The sequence below is a fragment of the Anaerosinus sp. genome, from assembly GCF_965318445.1.
Map to the genome: position 1 here is coordinate 68,109 of NZ_CBDNNH010000023.1, position 13,653 is coordinate 81,761.

Genomic DNA, 13,653 nt, shown 5'->3' on the forward strand with positions numbered 1-13,653 from the left:
CCACAGAGTTTCTACCTAGTTTGACTGACAAAAAGCTATCCAGAAATACTTCTGGATAGCTTTTTTTAAAAGTGCGCGCCGCCGCCCTCTTGTGCCGTTTCACCTAAATCGGTAATTTCATGAATAGAAATTTCAATAATATCAAGCATTTTATTAATTTCTTCTATCGTAGAACAAAGCGGTGGCATAAATACAACTACATCCCCAACTGGACGAATGAATAAACCATGTTCACGCGCTTTCATACAAACGACAGCACCCATACAATCTTCCCATGCATAAGGCACTCCATTTTCTTTATCTTTCATCAATTCAATACCAATAATCATTCCCCGTTGCCGTGCTTCACCAACATGTACCATCTCACCGATTTTATCTAATCTTTCACGAATCAGATAAATCTTTTCCTGCATTTTTTCTATCGTCTTTTCTTCTTTAAATATTTCAAGACTGGCAATACCTGCTGCACATGCTAATTGATTTGCCGTATAAGAATGTCCATGATAGAACGTCTTTTTATCTTTCATATCGCCTAAAAATGCGTGATAAATTTCATCCGTCGTTAGCGTCGCCGCAAGTGGCATATATCCCCCGGTAATTCCTTTAGATATACACATTAAATCAGGGCTTACACATTCATTGTCACAAGCAAACATTCGCCCTGTACGACCAAAACCTGTTGCAACTTCATCTGCAATTAAAAGCACATCATATTTTTTTGTCAATTCGCGTACGCGTTTTAAGTATCCCGCTGGTGCCATAAGCATCCCTGCCGCCGCTTGTACAAGCGGCTCAATCACAAGTCCGGCAATTTTATCATGATGCTCTTTTAATACCTTTTCTAAAACTTCCACGCATTGCATATGGCATTCTTCTTTTTGCGTTAATGAACAATGATAACAAGACGGCGATGGAATATGATAAGGCTCAAATAATAAAGGCTTAAACACGCGATGAAATAAATCTATTCCACCCACACTTACCGAACCTACCGTATCCCCATGATACGATTGGTTAAGCGCGATAAATTTATTTTTATTTGGTTTGCCTTTATGCTGCCAATATTGAAATGCCATTTTTAGTGCGACTTCTACCGCCGTTGAACCATCGTCAGAATAGAAAACTTTATTTAACCCTTCCGGCGAAACTTCTACTAGCATTTGGGCAAATTCACTTGCTGGCACATTTGCTAGACCAAGCGCCGTAGAATGCGCAACTTTTCCCAATTGGTCGATGATTGCCTGATCAATTTTGGGATGACGATGACCATGAATATTTACCCAAAGTGAGGATACACCATCATAATATTCTTTTCCTTCCGTATCAATCAGCTTGATACCTTTTGCTTCAGTAATAACCGTTTGATCGCTTTCCAGCCAGCCTTTCATTTGCGTAAACGGATGCCATATGTATGCTTTATCTTTCTTTAAAAATTCATTCATTATAACTCTCTCCAATCGCTATAATCTTATCAATATTGAGCGTCAATTCTGCAAGTCCTGCTAAATCTTCTACATTAAGAGAATTTGCCTGTTTTAACAACGGAAATCTACCTACGACAGGAAGATTCGTTAGCTTCTCTATATAATGAATATTACTTTCTTCTAAAACGCCTGCCTGACTCGCTTCAAAACGATTAATAACGACACCATCTAAACGAATCTTATGCTGCATTGCATATGCATAACTAAGCACCGTATGATTGATTGCCCCAAGACGAGGTTTTGAAACTAATAAAGCCGGAAAATTCAATTCTTTCATCATATCCGCAAGTAAATAATCTTCCCATAACGGTGAAATAAGTCCACCAACCCCTTCAACTAAAACAAACTCATATTTTTTCATTGCTTGTTTTAAATCTGTTAAAATTTTAGGGATATCAATACAAACGTTACTGATCTTAGCAGCTACTGCTGGTGTTAAGGCAGGTTCTAGTGCTACTGCATTCACTTCCTGTCTTAGCTCTTCTCCTATTCCTGCAGCTTTCATCAAAAAAGTAGCATCTTCCGCTAATAAAATTCCAGCTTCATTGCGTATGGCACCAGATGCCAACGGTTTAAACACGCCAACATGAATGCCTCGCACTTTCATTGCAGCTGCAATCGCTCCTGTAATCATTGTCTTACCAATATCTGTATCTGTCGCAGTAATAAATAAACCTCTCATCTTTTTCATCCCTTTATTTCTTTAATTGTCTCAGAAATCATAACGGCTGCCTGTTTTAAATCACTTTGACTATGTTTTGCATTCACGGTAAGTCTAAGCCTACTCTCACCAACTGGTACAGTAGGCGGCCGAATTGCTGATAAAATAATACCTTTTTCTTTAAGATGATTTGCAGCTTTGACGGCAAGGTCTGCCGCGCCGATTGGAATTGGAAGAATGGGCGTAATCTCACCGCCAACTTCAATTCCCTGCATTTTTAACTCTCTACGCATAAAATCTGCATTCGCCAAAACTTTTTCTGGCAAACGAATACTTTGCCTTAAAATTTTTACTGCTGCATTTGCCGCCCCAATATCCGCCGGTGATAAAGCAGTAGAAAAAATGTAACTACGCGCTTTATTAATTAAATAATCAATTAAATCTTTCTTTCCCGCGACATAGGCTCCCTCTGAACCTAAAGCCTTACTTAGCGTCCCCATCTGTATATCTACTTGATCTGTTAAAGCAAAATGCGCGACTGTACCATGTCCATTTCCAAGTATCCCCGTCCCATGAGCATCATCTATCATAAGTAAACAATCATACAGTTTCGCCAATTCTACTAACTGAGACAATGGTGCAATATCACCATCCATGCTAAAGACACCATCGACAACGATTAACCGCTTTCCTGCACACTTTGTCGACTCCAATAAACCCTTCAATACTTGCATATCCGAATGAGGAAAAATTACGCGTTTTGCCCCGGATAACCGACATCCATCAATAATGCTGGCATGATTTAGTGCATCGCTAAAAATCACATCGTTTTTGTTCATTATTGCACTAATTGTCCCTATATTCGCCATATAGCCTGTATTAAAAGTAATTGCCGCTTCCGTTCCTTTAAATTGAGCTAAATTAGCTTCCAACTCTTCATAAAGCGGGTGACTTCCCGTCGTTAATCTCGCGCCCCCCGCTCCCGTTCCATACGCTTCAATTGCTTTTATCGCTGCCTGCCTTACTTCACTTTCATGCGTCATGCCCAAATAATTATTCGAAGCAAGCATTAAGCACTTTTTGCCCGCAGCGAATACATAAGCTCCATCGATCGGTACATAAGTCTGATTTTCACGAAATAAACCTTTTTCTTTTAATACTGCTAACTCCATTTTAAAATTCATTCTATTCCCCTCGGCCTATTGCTAATACCGGCTGATTTTGTAAATAATCTATCACTTCTTCAATAGCTGCATCAGGCTTTACAAAGAAAACTCTACCGCCGATGAAACTTCCATATTCCTTTAGTTTTGTTATCCGATGATAGCCCGTTTTATTTGCAACATAACCTGTTACATATTCAGGATCATCAGACCAACATAGTTCGGCGGTAACATCTTGATGGGAGACTACTTTTGTCGCTAAAACAACAGCTTCACGCACATGAATATCAGTTAATTTTTGACGATTGAGCCACAATAAAAAATCTTCTTCATCCTCAATGTCCATCTTAGACACACGAACTCCGCGCATCGTCAGCTGATCTAATCTTTTTCCACTTACTGCATCAACAATCATTGCGCCCCGCATACTCATCTTTAATTCTTCTAATAAATGCAGCCCAGCCAAAATAGCTTGCGTAGAAACTCCACTTTCTTTTAGTATCTGTATTGCGCTTTTTCGTCCTTCTTGAATCGTATCTACTTCATGTGTAAATATAGGCAGCAATTTTATTCGCTCAATATCCTGATACCTTATCGCTTCAATTTTTAAGTTAATAAAATCTGCTTTACCACGACTATGCAATAACGCACGTTCAATCATTGCTTCAGCGATTTTTTTTAAATTTTCTTCTGCTAAAATTCGTTCTGCACCTGAAATATGTTGCCCACCTAATTTATGATCGCCACCTTGTGCTGCGCGCATTTTTATACTATATAACATGAACAGTCCTCTTTTCCTTACTTGGATATACTCTTTCTAAAAGCTTCACCAGTGGCATTGCAAAAATTGCCGTAAATACCATGCCCGGCACCGCTGCAATGAGTAATGCTGTTGCAGCTTTTCCAATAATCAAGCTCAAACTAAGTCTCGCAATCGTCGTACCAATAGGCCCGGCAATGGCAATCGTCCAAAAATTTCTGCCACCCAAAGATAAAACTGCACCAACAACCAAGCGAAAAACACAAGCAACTGCAACATTGAATACATTTTGTGTACCAAGCATCAAACCGATGAGACTTGATAAAACACCTGCGATAATATATTTTTTAAAACCAAAAACAACGCAAATAGCTACTGCAATTGGCGCAGATAATTGAAATTCTGTCCCGGGAAATAAACTTGGAATCTTAAATGCACCACTAAGTGTAATGAGTCCCGTTAATAGTGCAATTTCAGTCATCTCTCTTGCCCGCATATTATTTAGCTGCCTTTCTCCCCAAGTCTGCAATCATTTTTAAATCATCTTGATACTTTCTTCCCCCCGTTGTTAAATATCCACCGACAAGCATTCCACTAATTCCACTCAGCAATGCGGTCCCTTGCAAATCCCTTAAATTGACTTCACGTCCTCCAGCAGTCCGAATTCCGCATTTAGGTAAAATAAACCGAAAAATCGCAAAAGATTTTAAAATTTCTAATGGCGGTAATGGTGGTTGATGCTCAAAGGCAGTTCCTTTAATTGGGTTTAAAATATTTAACGGTACAGAATGCACACCAGCTTTTCTTAAATCAAAAGCCATAGAAATTCGATCTGATAAAGTTTCATTCATGCCAAGAATTCCACCTGAACATACTTCAAGTCCAGCTTGATGGGCAATTTCAATCGTTTTTAATCGATCTTCATAGGTATGTGTTGTACAAATATTTTTATAATTGTTTTTACTCGTTTCAATATTATGATGATATCTAGATACACCCGCATCTTTTAATGCTCTTGCTGTTTCTATTGTCAACGCCCCTAAAGAACAGCAAACTTTCAAATTGGTTTCTGCTAAAATACGACGAAGTGCTGCAAGTATTTTAGGAAATTCTTTATCTTCTTCCATTCCTTTACCACTTGTCACAATTGCAAAACGATTTGCACCACCCATTTCAGCTTCTTTTGCTTTTGCTAAAATCTCCTCAACCGATAAAAACGGATATACAGCTACATTTGTATCGTGATATTTTGATTGTGCACAATATTTACAATTTTCACTGCACCGTCCTGATCGCCCATTAACAATTGCACATAAATCTACTTCTTCACCAATAAATTTACTGCGTATTTTATCTGCCATTGATAATAAAAAAACAACATCTTCCTCCCCAATTTTCCCTAGAGATTCAGCTTCCTCCCTTGAAATATCTTTACCATTTAAAACTTTTTCGCCTAATTTTACAATTAAACTAATGCCATTCATCTATACAACGCTCCCAAACTTAAACTTTAAAATTATTTGTCAACCGTAAACCAAATATAAATATATAGTTAACAATAGCAGTATAACGCAATTAAATGGCAAAGTCTATATAAAAAAGAAATTATTTAATAAATAAGTACATAAAAATTCCATAGAAGAAAATGCTATACATGAGAAAGCTGATGATTTAAATCTACTATTTTTTATTCGATGACTAAATCGCTTTAAGACTCCCAGCTTCTCTGACTGAAAGCTGTAACCAAAGGGCACAAGAACGCCTAATTTATAAATCATAAGGAGGCAATTCATGCAAAATAAATATATACTTGCTATTGACCAAGGAACAACTAGCTCGAGAGCAATTATTTTTGACCAACAATCTAACATTATTGCTATAGCCCAAAAGGAAATTCCACAAATTTTTCCACGTCCTGGTTGGGTAGAGCAAGATGCTGAAATAATTTGGAGTACACAAATTGGTATCGTTGTTGAAGCAATATTAAAAGCTGGTTTAACCGCGGAGGACATTTCAGCAATTGGTATAACAAATCAACGGGAAACTACAGTTATTTGGGATAAAAATACCGGAAAACCTGTTTATAATGCAATTGTTTGGCAATCTAGACAAACAGAATCTATTTGTGAAGAACTGCGTCAAAAAAAATTAGCCGATACAATTAAACATAAAACAGGACTCGTTATTGATCCTTACTTCTCAGCAACAAAAATTAAATGGATTTTAGATAATATTCCACATGCACGTAGTAGAGCAGAAAATGGTGATCTTTTATTTGGCACAATAGATACATGGCTTATCTGGAATTTGACAGGTGGAAAAGTCCATGTTACCGATTATTCTAATGCATCACGCACTTTACTTTATAATATTCGTACATTAGGTTGGGATGAGGAATTACTTAAAGAATTCAATATTTCACGTTCTATACTTCCGAAAGTGTATCCTTCCAGTCATATTTATGGCTATACTTCATTGCCCGCATTATCAAATGCAAAAATTCCAATTAGTGGGGCGGCAGGAGATCAACAAGCAGCCATGTTCGGACAAGCTTGTTTTAAACCAGCTATGGCAAAGAATACCTATGGCACAGGCTGCTTTCTATTAATGAATACGGGGAGTGAAGTTTATCATTCAAAATGTGGATTACTTACAACAATTGCTTGGGGTCTTAATGGTAAAGTAACCTACGCTCTTGAAGGTAGTGTTTTTTCCGCTGGCGCAGCCATTCAATGGCTTAGGGACAGTATGCATCTTATTGATTCTGCCAGTGATTCAGCATATTTTGCAAAAAAAGTGAAAAATTCTGAAGGCGTTTATATGGTTCCAGCCTTTGTCGGTTTAGGCGCGCCATATTGGAATAGCAAAGCCCGCGGAGCAATTTTGGGCCTAACCAGAGGATCAACAAACGCGCATATCATTCGTGCTACACTTGAATCCATCGCTTACCAAACAAAAGACATATTAAATGCAATGGAGCAAGATTCTGGTATGAAATTAAAATCTTTAAATGTGGATGGTGGAGCATCAGCAAACGATATTTTAATGCAGTTTCAAGCTGATATTCTTGGCGTTCCTATTGATAGGACCAAAATTATTGAGACGACCGCTCTTGGAGCTGCTTATCTTGCAGGTCTTGCTATTGGAATCTGGAACAATACTGATGATTTAGAAAGTAAATGGCTCTTAGATCGTCGTTTTACCCCACAGATGGATCAAGAAATAGTCGAAAAATACTGTGCTGGCTGGCATAAAGCAGTCAAAAGAAGTTTAGATTGGGATGATTAAAAAAAGTATTGACATTATATAATATATTTTATATAATATACTTTGTTGACACAGAAGATAACTTCTGCAAAGGCAACGGGGCATGGCTCAGTTTGGTAGAGCACCTGGCTTGGGACCAGGGGGTCGCAGGTTCGAATCCTGCTGCTCCGACCATTTAAATCTTACATTTCTTTTAGAAATGAATACGATAAAAACTCGTCGAATGACGAGTTTTTTTGTTTTTAAATTTAATCATAAAATACTTGCAAATTAAGCTTAAATGTTGTATTCTAAATTACGGGGAAACTACTACTTTTTGTAGTAGATGGCAAAGGGTATAGAGGCGGCAAAAGCGAGGGCTGATCGGAAAAAGCTCTCGCTTTTGTATTTATCAAAAAATAATCTCAAGATTGCTATTTATCTTGAGATTATTTTCATTTTTTCCGATACTCTATCTCTTAAGAAGTAAATACTCTCTCGGATTGATTTATATTGGAAGGTTGCGATGTACTTGAGGTCTGAGGTACACTTGATAAGAAACTTAATTTTTTAACTAAGATATAATTTACTAATAATTCTCTAACATCTCTAGGAAAATTTAAATCTCGAATATTATCTACAGTCTCTATTGTGATAAAATCTTGAAGTCCTAGAGGAACAACTACGTTTTCTTGAAAATTAGCTATTTTTGAAAAATTTGCTATAATAAATACATCTAAAATATCACGGGTATCCCGCGCAATTGCCATTTGTATCACCTGCCATTTTTCATTATCTTATGAATGTTTTAATTTATTTGTGATTATTTTATTTTAGGAGTTTTTTATGAACGATTATTTAATTATTGCCATTGGTGGAGCAGCTGGAGCTGTTACTCGCTATCTTATTGGAACTTTAGCATTAAATAAATTTGGTCTTCATTTTCCGTATGGAACACTTTTTGCAAATGTTATTGGCTGCCTAATTATCGGTCTTTTTATGACGTTTTTTACAGAGCGCTTTGTAATGAATCCAGCTTGGAAATTTTTTATTACTATTGGATTTTTAGGAAGCCTAACGACATTTTCTTCTTTTAGTTATGAATCTATAAAACTTTTATTATCTGAACAATACCTTTATGGATTTGTAAATATTATGGCGAATATGTTAATTGGATTTGGTGCTACACTTTGTGGTATTATTATTGCCCGTTTATTCTAAATTTTTCTATATTATTACAAAATAATAGTATAGACCTATTGAAAAATTTATTATTTTGTAATACAGTAAAATAGAATATAGCTTTAATTGCGAATGGAGGTATGAGCTATGACGAAAATCTACGCAATACTTGGTCCTCATGCAGCTGGAAAGTCAACGTTATTAAAGATACTTAGAAATCGTGGCTTTTCTTCCATTGTAAGTCATACTACACGAAAAATTACAGATAATGAGACAGACAATATCGGATATAAATTCGTGAGTAAAGAAAATTTTTTGAAACTAGATTTAGTAGAAAAATCCACTTACCAAGGCAATTATTACGGAATTGAAAAAAATGAACTCTTAAATAAAATGCAAGAAAACAAAATAAATTTTGTTCTCGTTGATAAAAATGGTCTTAAACAATTAAAAAAACTTCTAAGCCATAGAGTTGAGTCTATTTATATTATGGTAGATTACGTAACTATGGTAGAAAGAATGTTAAAGCGCGGCGAAACTAATGCAAATATAAAAAAACAATTAGAATATGCAGAAGCCAATGGAGAATTTGATAACTGGAAAATTTGCGATCATATCGTAAAAAATGTACTTGATGTAGATATATCAATTCGACAAATTTTAGCGATTATAAATCGTTACTGATAAATTTTTTTATTGCAAAAATATCTTCAACTATCATTCAAAAATTTTTATTTTATCTTATAGATGAAATAATTAAGGCGAAGTTCGAGTGAATTCACTTGAACTTCGCCTTATATTTTTATTTTAGACTAAAATTTAAAACTATCTTCTTGCCTGCGCTTGTAGTTTTGCAATACGATCAGCTGTAGCAGGATGTGTACTGAATAAATTCATGATACTCTTTCCTGCACCACTAAGCGGATTAATAATAAACATATGAGAAGTAGCTGGTGTCGCCTGCTCCATTGTTCCAAATTTAGCATAATGTTCAATTTTTGTTAATGCACTCGCTAATGCAAGTGGATTTCCACAAATATTACCACCAGATTCATCAGCTTGATATTCGCGAGAACGTGAAATTCCCATTTGAATAATCGTAGCTGCTAAAGGAGCAATAATAATCGTAAAAATCAAACCTCCAATTCCACCGCCTTCTTCTTCGTCACTGCGTCCGCCAAAAATGGCTGCCCATTGTGCCATTGTACCAATCCAGGAAATAACACCGGCAATAGATGCGACTACTGTACTAATTAAAGTATCGCGATTTTTAATATGTGCCAACTCATGTGCAATTACACCTTCAAGTTCTTCATACTTTAGCGCTTGCATAATCCCTGTAGTAACAGCAACTACACCATTTTCAGGATTACGACCCGTAGCAAAAGCATTCGGGACATTTGAATTAATGACATATACTCTTGGCATTGGAATATTTGCATTACGGGATAATTTTCTTACCATTTGATACAAATCAGGGGCATTTGCCTCATCTACGGGACGAGCATCGTACATTTTTAAAACAATTTTATCACTAAACCAAAAACTTCCCAAATTCATTACCAGGGAAATAATCAACATAATCGAAGCTCCTGACTGTCCGCCAACAGCACCACCAACAGCAACTAATACCCCCATTAAAGCTGCCATCAAGACAGTAGTCTTTAAAGTATTCATTTACATTAGACCTCCTAAAATTCACAATTTAAATCTTATATTCGAATAATTTTTCACATGATAGCTTTTTCTTAGATTACTTGTGTTCCCCTTAAAGAAAAAGACCAAGTCTCATTCCATTGATTGAGACAAGGTCTGGCTTGCAAATTTTTTTTGCCAATAGCACCGGAGCAAATGCTCGTAATGACGACACTATTGTACAGCTACTCCCCTTGTAGGAAAGATATTAAATTACTTTTATAATATCATCAAATAAATAAAATGTCAAATTCGCCTCATGATTCCTCATATTTTTTTTATTATAAAATTACTTCTAGGATTTTCCTTGCATAACCTTTTTATTTTTCCACTTTTTATGTAATTTTATTACTATCCGAACTAAAATTTTACAATTATAAATATATTATTCTTATTTTTATAAGAACATTTTTTAATCTGTTCTCATGAAAATTTCATTAAATTTTTGTTAAATATACATAAAAAACCCGATATCCTAAAAATTAGATTTTTAAATTCTAACTTTTTGTGGCTAGTTCAGATGATAGCTGTTTTTCTTATCAATTCATTCTTCAATACCATTTAATAAATTGATAGAACTATCATTTAAATTCTCTTTATTATCCTCTTGCAGCGCATTCTCTTTGGTACCTGTAAAATCATCCGTTTCTTTACCTACAGCTTCGTTATCTTTCTCTTTATCGTCATCCTTTATTGATTCTTCTGCTTTTTCTTTTTCTACTTCTTTTTGTTTTGCAATCAATAAATCCCCCAAATCTTTGCCTTCATTTTTAGCTTCATCAGGTTTTGTCATTAAATCTTCTTTTATTTTAGCCGCAAGTTGATCAGATTCTTCTTGTCTAGCAGCTATACTTAAATTATGGGCTTCATCATATGAATCAGTGATTTGTTGCTCATAGTCAGAAATTTTTTTATCAAGATAGCTCATTTTATTCTTCATATTATTTATTGATCCAAACTCTTGTTCCTGCGAAATTTTCTCTTCTAATTCATTCTTTTGTTTCTTTAAAAGATTAATATTATCTCGCATCTTTTCCTGCGGCGTTTTGGCATCCTCTTTCATTTCCTCAATTTCTTTTTTTAGCGATTCTGCTTCTTTATCAGTAAAATCACCTTTTTTAAATTTATCTTCTAACTCGCTAATTTTATTTAATTTGTCCATTCTATCTTGTGCCGCACGTTGCAAAGAATCTGCTTCTTTTGTCTTCTCGCCCTTATTATTTTCTCTAGTTGTATTTTCATGTAATTTTTTTCCTATATCACTAATTTCAACTTTAGTCACCATTGTTTTATTTATCTTACTTGCAATTTTTTGCATCGTGGGAGAAATATTATTTGGGTTTTGTAAAGAATTTTCTACCAAAAAATTTTTCGTAGAGGATTGAATCATCATATAATCGCTTCCTTTGCTCTTTTTTACATCCTTGTTATTAACCGTATTTAATTATTATATCGTCATTTTATACCAAAATAATAAATATTATTTTCCATATAAAAAGAACTGCTTTCGCTTATAGCACGAAAGCAGTTCTTTTTATATTTTATTAAACATCTAAATTTCTTACGTGTTTTGCATGGTCTTCGATAAATTTACGACGTGGTTCTACTTTATCGCCCATCAATACGGAGAAGATTCCATCTGCTTCTATTGCATCCTCTAAATGCACTTGCAATACAGTTCTGCCTTCTGGATTCATTGTTGTTTCCCATAATTGTTCAGGATTCATTTCCCCAAGACCTTTATAACGTTGTACACTAATACCATCACGACCAATGCGATCTAATAGATTATTCTGCTCTTCGTCACTATAAGTATACCAATGCTCACGACCTTTTTTCACTAAATATAATGGAGGTTGTGCAATATATACACGGCCATTTTCAATTAACGGCTTCATATAACGGTAGAAGAACGTTAATAAGAGCGTTCTAATATGCGCACCATCGACGTCGGCATCGGTCATGATGATAATTTTTCCATAACGACTTTTTTCTATATCAAATTCTTCAGCGATTCCACTACCAAAGGCAGTAATCATCGTTCTGATTTCTTCATTATTTAAAATTCTATCAAGACGTGCTTTTTCTACATTTAAAATTTTACCGCGCAACGGCAAAATTGCTTGAAAACGTCGATCGCGACCTTGTTTTGCTGAGCCACCTGCAGAATCCCCTTCAACTAAATAAATCTCAGTCTGCATTGGATCTTTAATTGAGCAATCAGCTAATTTCCCTGGTAAAGAACTTACTTCCAATGCACTTTTACGACGCGTAAGTTCACGCGCTTTACGAGCAGCTTCTCTTGCTCTCGATGCCATTAAAGATTTTTCAAGAATTTTTTTCGTAATTGCAGGATTTTCTTCAAAGAATTCAGTCAAGCCTTCACTTACGATAGAATCCACAATTCCTCTAACTTCACTATTACCAAGCTTTGTTTTTGTTTGCCCTTCAAATTGAGGTTCACGAATTTTTAAACTAATTACACAAGTAAGACCTTCACGAATATCTTCACCAGTTAAATTTTCTTCAGAAGATTTTAATACATTATTCTTTCGAGCAAAATCATTTGCAGCACGTGTTAATGCAATTTTAAAACCAGCTAAATGCGTTCCGCCTTCTTCGGTATTAATATTATTAACAAAGCTATAAATATTTTCGGAATAACTTGTATTATACTGCATTGCAATTTCTACAATTGTTGTATCTTTTGTACCTGTAAAATAAATCGGTTCTGGATGCAATATTTCTTTATTATCATTTAAGTGAGCGACAAAAGAACTTATTCCACCTTCAAAATGAAATACTTCGGAATGTTCACTGCGTTCATCAGTTAATGTAATCGTAATGCCACGATTTAAAAAAGATAGCTCTCTTAACCGGTGCTTTAATACATCAAAACTATAAACCGTTTCTTCGAAAATTTTAGTGTCTGGCTTAAAATGTACTTTTGTTCCTGTAATATCGCTTGTACCAACAACGGTTAATTCCTTAGCTGTAATTCCACGTTCAAACGCTATACTATGTACTTTTCCATCACGACAAACTTCAACTTCTAAAGAGCTGCTCAATGCATTTACAACCGAAACACCAACACCATGTAAACCACCAGAGACTTTATATCCTTCTCCGCCAAATTTACCACCTGCATGAAGTACGGTAAGTACAACTTCAATTGCAGGTCTTCCACTAGCATGCATATCTACTGGTATTCCACGCCCATTGTCAATTACAGTAATACTATTATCTTGATGAATTGTCACTTCAATATGCGTACAATATCCTGCTAATGCTTCGTCTATACTATTGTCAACAACTTCATATACCAGATGGTGCAGTCCTTTCGATGATGTACTTCCAATATACATTCCAGGACGTTTACGAACGGCTTCCAAACCTTCTAAAACTTGAATTTGGCTGGCACCATAATCACCATTTACCACGGTTTCCTCGTTATTATTCATG

The 13,653-nt window shown here is 35.4% G+C and carries 13 protein-coding genes and 1 tRNA gene; 4 read left to right on the plus strand and 10 right to left on the minus strand.

Translation table 11 applies throughout. The features are described 5' to 3' along the window. Positions 1 to 65 precede the first annotated feature (65 nt). Genes bioA through bioB form a run of 6 tightly spaced genes read right to left on the minus strand, consistent with a single transcriptional unit; the run spans position 66 to position 5,552 of the window. Positions 66 to 1,442 (minus strand): adenosylmethionine--8-amino-7-oxononanoate transaminase, encoded by a 1,377-nt coding sequence (gene bioA / locus ACWZFG_RS11345; protein ID WP_455577663.1) that lies wholly within the window; start codon positions 1,440 to 1,442, stop codon positions 66 to 68. After that, positions 1,435 to 2,166, minus strand: a complete 732-nt coding sequence (gene bioD, locus ACWZFG_RS11350; RefSeq protein WP_177505982.1) for a dethiobiotin synthase — start codon at positions 2,164 to 2,166, stop codon at positions 1,435 to 1,437. The genes bioA and bioD overlap by 8 nt, the downstream gene beginning before the upstream one ends. 5 nt (positions 2,167 to 2,171) lie before the next feature. Continuing rightward, positions 2,172 to 3,329 carry an 8-amino-7-oxononanoate synthase gene (bioF, locus tag ACWZFG_RS11355; RefSeq protein WP_177505983.1) on the minus strand — a complete coding sequence of 386 codons (1,158 nt, stop codon included), beginning with the start codon at positions 3,327 to 3,329 and terminating at the stop codon, positions 2,172 to 2,174. Between the two features lies 1 nt (position 3,330). Continuing rightward, complete coding sequence (locus tag ACWZFG_RS11360) at positions 3,331 to 4,089, minus strand: 6-carboxyhexanoate--CoA ligase (RefSeq protein ID WP_177505984.1); 759 nt, start codon at positions 4,087 to 4,089, stop codon at positions 3,331 to 3,333. After that, positions 4,079 to 4,549 (minus strand): hypothetical protein, encoded by a 471-nt coding sequence (locus ACWZFG_RS11365; RefSeq protein WP_418627159.1) that lies wholly within the window; start codon positions 4,547 to 4,549, stop codon positions 4,079 to 4,081. The genes ACWZFG_RS11360 and ACWZFG_RS11365 overlap by 11 nt, the downstream gene beginning before the upstream one ends. 16 nt (positions 4,550 to 4,565) lie before the next feature. Beyond that, positions 4,566 to 5,552 carry a biotin synthase BioB gene (gene bioB / locus ACWZFG_RS11370; RefSeq protein ID WP_455577664.1) on the minus strand — a complete coding sequence of 329 codons (987 nt, stop codon included), beginning with the start codon at positions 5,550 to 5,552 and terminating at the stop codon, positions 4,566 to 4,568. 307 nt (positions 5,553 to 5,859) lie between these two features. On the opposite strand from bioB, the gene glpK reads away from it, so the two are divergent. Both glpK and ACWZFG_RS11380 read left to right on the plus strand, forming a co-directional pair. Beyond that, entirely contained in the window at positions 5,860 to 7,356 is a 1,497-nt protein-coding gene (gene glpK / locus ACWZFG_RS11375) for a glycerol kinase GlpK (protein ID WP_177505987.1), read from the plus strand. Positions 7,357 to 7,432: 76 nt separating this feature from the next. Then, positions 7,433 to 7,509: transfer RNA gene (locus ACWZFG_RS11380), tRNA-Pro, on the plus strand. A 284-nt stretch (positions 7,510 to 7,793) separates the two neighbouring features. Here the strand turns inward: ACWZFG_RS11380 and ACWZFG_RS11385 are convergent. Further along, positions 7,794 to 8,084, minus strand: coding sequence for a hypothetical protein (locus tag ACWZFG_RS11385; RefSeq protein WP_177505988.1), 291 nt, complete (start codon positions 8,082 to 8,084; stop codon positions 7,794 to 7,796). 76 nt (positions 8,085 to 8,160) lie between these two features. On the opposite strand from ACWZFG_RS11385, the gene crcB reads away from it, so the two are divergent. Further along, positions 8,161 to 8,535 carry a fluoride efflux transporter CrcB gene (crcB, locus tag ACWZFG_RS11390; RefSeq protein ID WP_177505989.1) on the plus strand — a complete coding sequence of 125 codons (375 nt, stop codon included), beginning with the start codon at positions 8,161 to 8,163 and terminating at the stop codon, positions 8,533 to 8,535. A gap of 108 nt (positions 8,536 to 8,643) precedes the next feature. Beyond that, on the plus strand, positions 8,644 to 9,180 hold the full coding sequence (locus ACWZFG_RS11395; protein ID WP_177505990.1) for an AAA family ATPase: 537 nt from the start codon (positions 8,644 to 8,646) through the stop codon (positions 9,178 to 9,180). A gap of 141 nt (positions 9,181 to 9,321) precedes the next feature. Here the strand turns inward: ACWZFG_RS11395 and htpX are convergent, their stop codons facing one another. The 3 genes from htpX to gyrB form a co-directional block, all read right to left on the minus strand. Next, positions 9,322 to 10,173 carry a zinc metalloprotease HtpX gene (gene htpX / locus ACWZFG_RS11400; protein WP_177505991.1) on the minus strand — a complete coding sequence of 284 codons (852 nt, stop codon included), beginning with the start codon at positions 10,171 to 10,173 and terminating at the stop codon, positions 9,322 to 9,324. 562 nt (positions 10,174 to 10,735) lie between these two features. Then, on the minus strand, positions 10,736 to 11,509 hold the full coding sequence (locus tag ACWZFG_RS11405; protein ID WP_455577665.1) for a hypothetical protein: 774 nt from the start codon (positions 11,507 to 11,509) through the stop codon (positions 10,736 to 10,738). Positions 11,510 to 11,735: 226 nt separating this feature from the next. After that, positions 11,736 to 13,652 carry a DNA topoisomerase (ATP-hydrolyzing) subunit B gene (gyrB, locus tag ACWZFG_RS11410; RefSeq protein ID WP_177505993.1) on the minus strand — a complete coding sequence of 639 codons (1,917 nt, stop codon included), beginning with the start codon at positions 13,650 to 13,652 and terminating at the stop codon, positions 11,736 to 11,738. Position 13,653 lies beyond the last annotated feature (1 nt).

Excerpts from the sequence above, each read along its gene's own strand:
- bioA (WP_455577663.1), bottom strand. The coding sequence starts at position 1,442 with ATGAATGAATTTTTAAAGAAAGATAAAGCATACATATGGCATCCGTTT.
- bioD (WP_177505982.1), bottom strand. The coding sequence starts at position 2,166 with ATGAGAGGTTTATTTATTACTGCGACAGATACAGATATTGGTAAGACA.
- bioF (WP_177505983.1), bottom strand. The coding sequence starts at position 3,329 with ATGAATTTTAAAATGGAGTTAGCAGTATTAAAAGAAAAAGGTTTATTT.
- ACWZFG_RS11360 (WP_177505984.1), bottom strand. The coding sequence starts at position 4,089 with ATGTTATATAGTATAAAAATGCGCGCAGCACAAGGTGGCGATCATAAA.
- ACWZFG_RS11365 (WP_418627159.1), bottom strand. The coding sequence starts at position 4,549 with ATGACTGAAATTGCACTATTAACGGGACTCATTACACTTAGTGGTGCA.
- bioB (WP_455577664.1), bottom strand. The coding sequence starts at position 5,552 with ATGAATGGCATTAGTTTAATTGTAAAATTAGGCGAAAAAGTTTTAAAT.
- glpK (WP_177505987.1), top strand. The coding sequence starts at position 5,860 with ATGCAAAATAAATATATACTTGCTATTGACCAAGGAACAACTAGCTCG.
- ACWZFG_RS11385 (WP_177505988.1), bottom strand. The coding sequence starts at position 8,084 with ATGGCAATTGCGCGGGATACCCGTGATATTTTAGATGTATTTATTATA.
- crcB (WP_177505989.1), top strand. The coding sequence starts at position 8,161 with ATGAACGATTATTTAATTATTGCCATTGGTGGAGCAGCTGGAGCTGTT.
- ACWZFG_RS11395 (WP_177505990.1), top strand. The coding sequence starts at position 8,644 with ATGACGAAAATCTACGCAATACTTGGTCCTCATGCAGCTGGAAAGTCA.
- htpX (WP_177505991.1), bottom strand. The coding sequence starts at position 10,173 with ATGAATACTTTAAAGACTACTGTCTTGATGGCAGCTTTAATGGGGGTA.
- ACWZFG_RS11405 (WP_455577665.1), bottom strand. The coding sequence starts at position 11,509 with ATGCAAAAAATTGCAAGTAAGATAAATAAAACAATGGTGACTAAAGTT.
- gyrB (WP_177505993.1), bottom strand. The coding sequence starts at position 13,652 with ATGAATAATAACGAGGAAACCGTGGTAAATGGTGATTATGGTGCCAGC.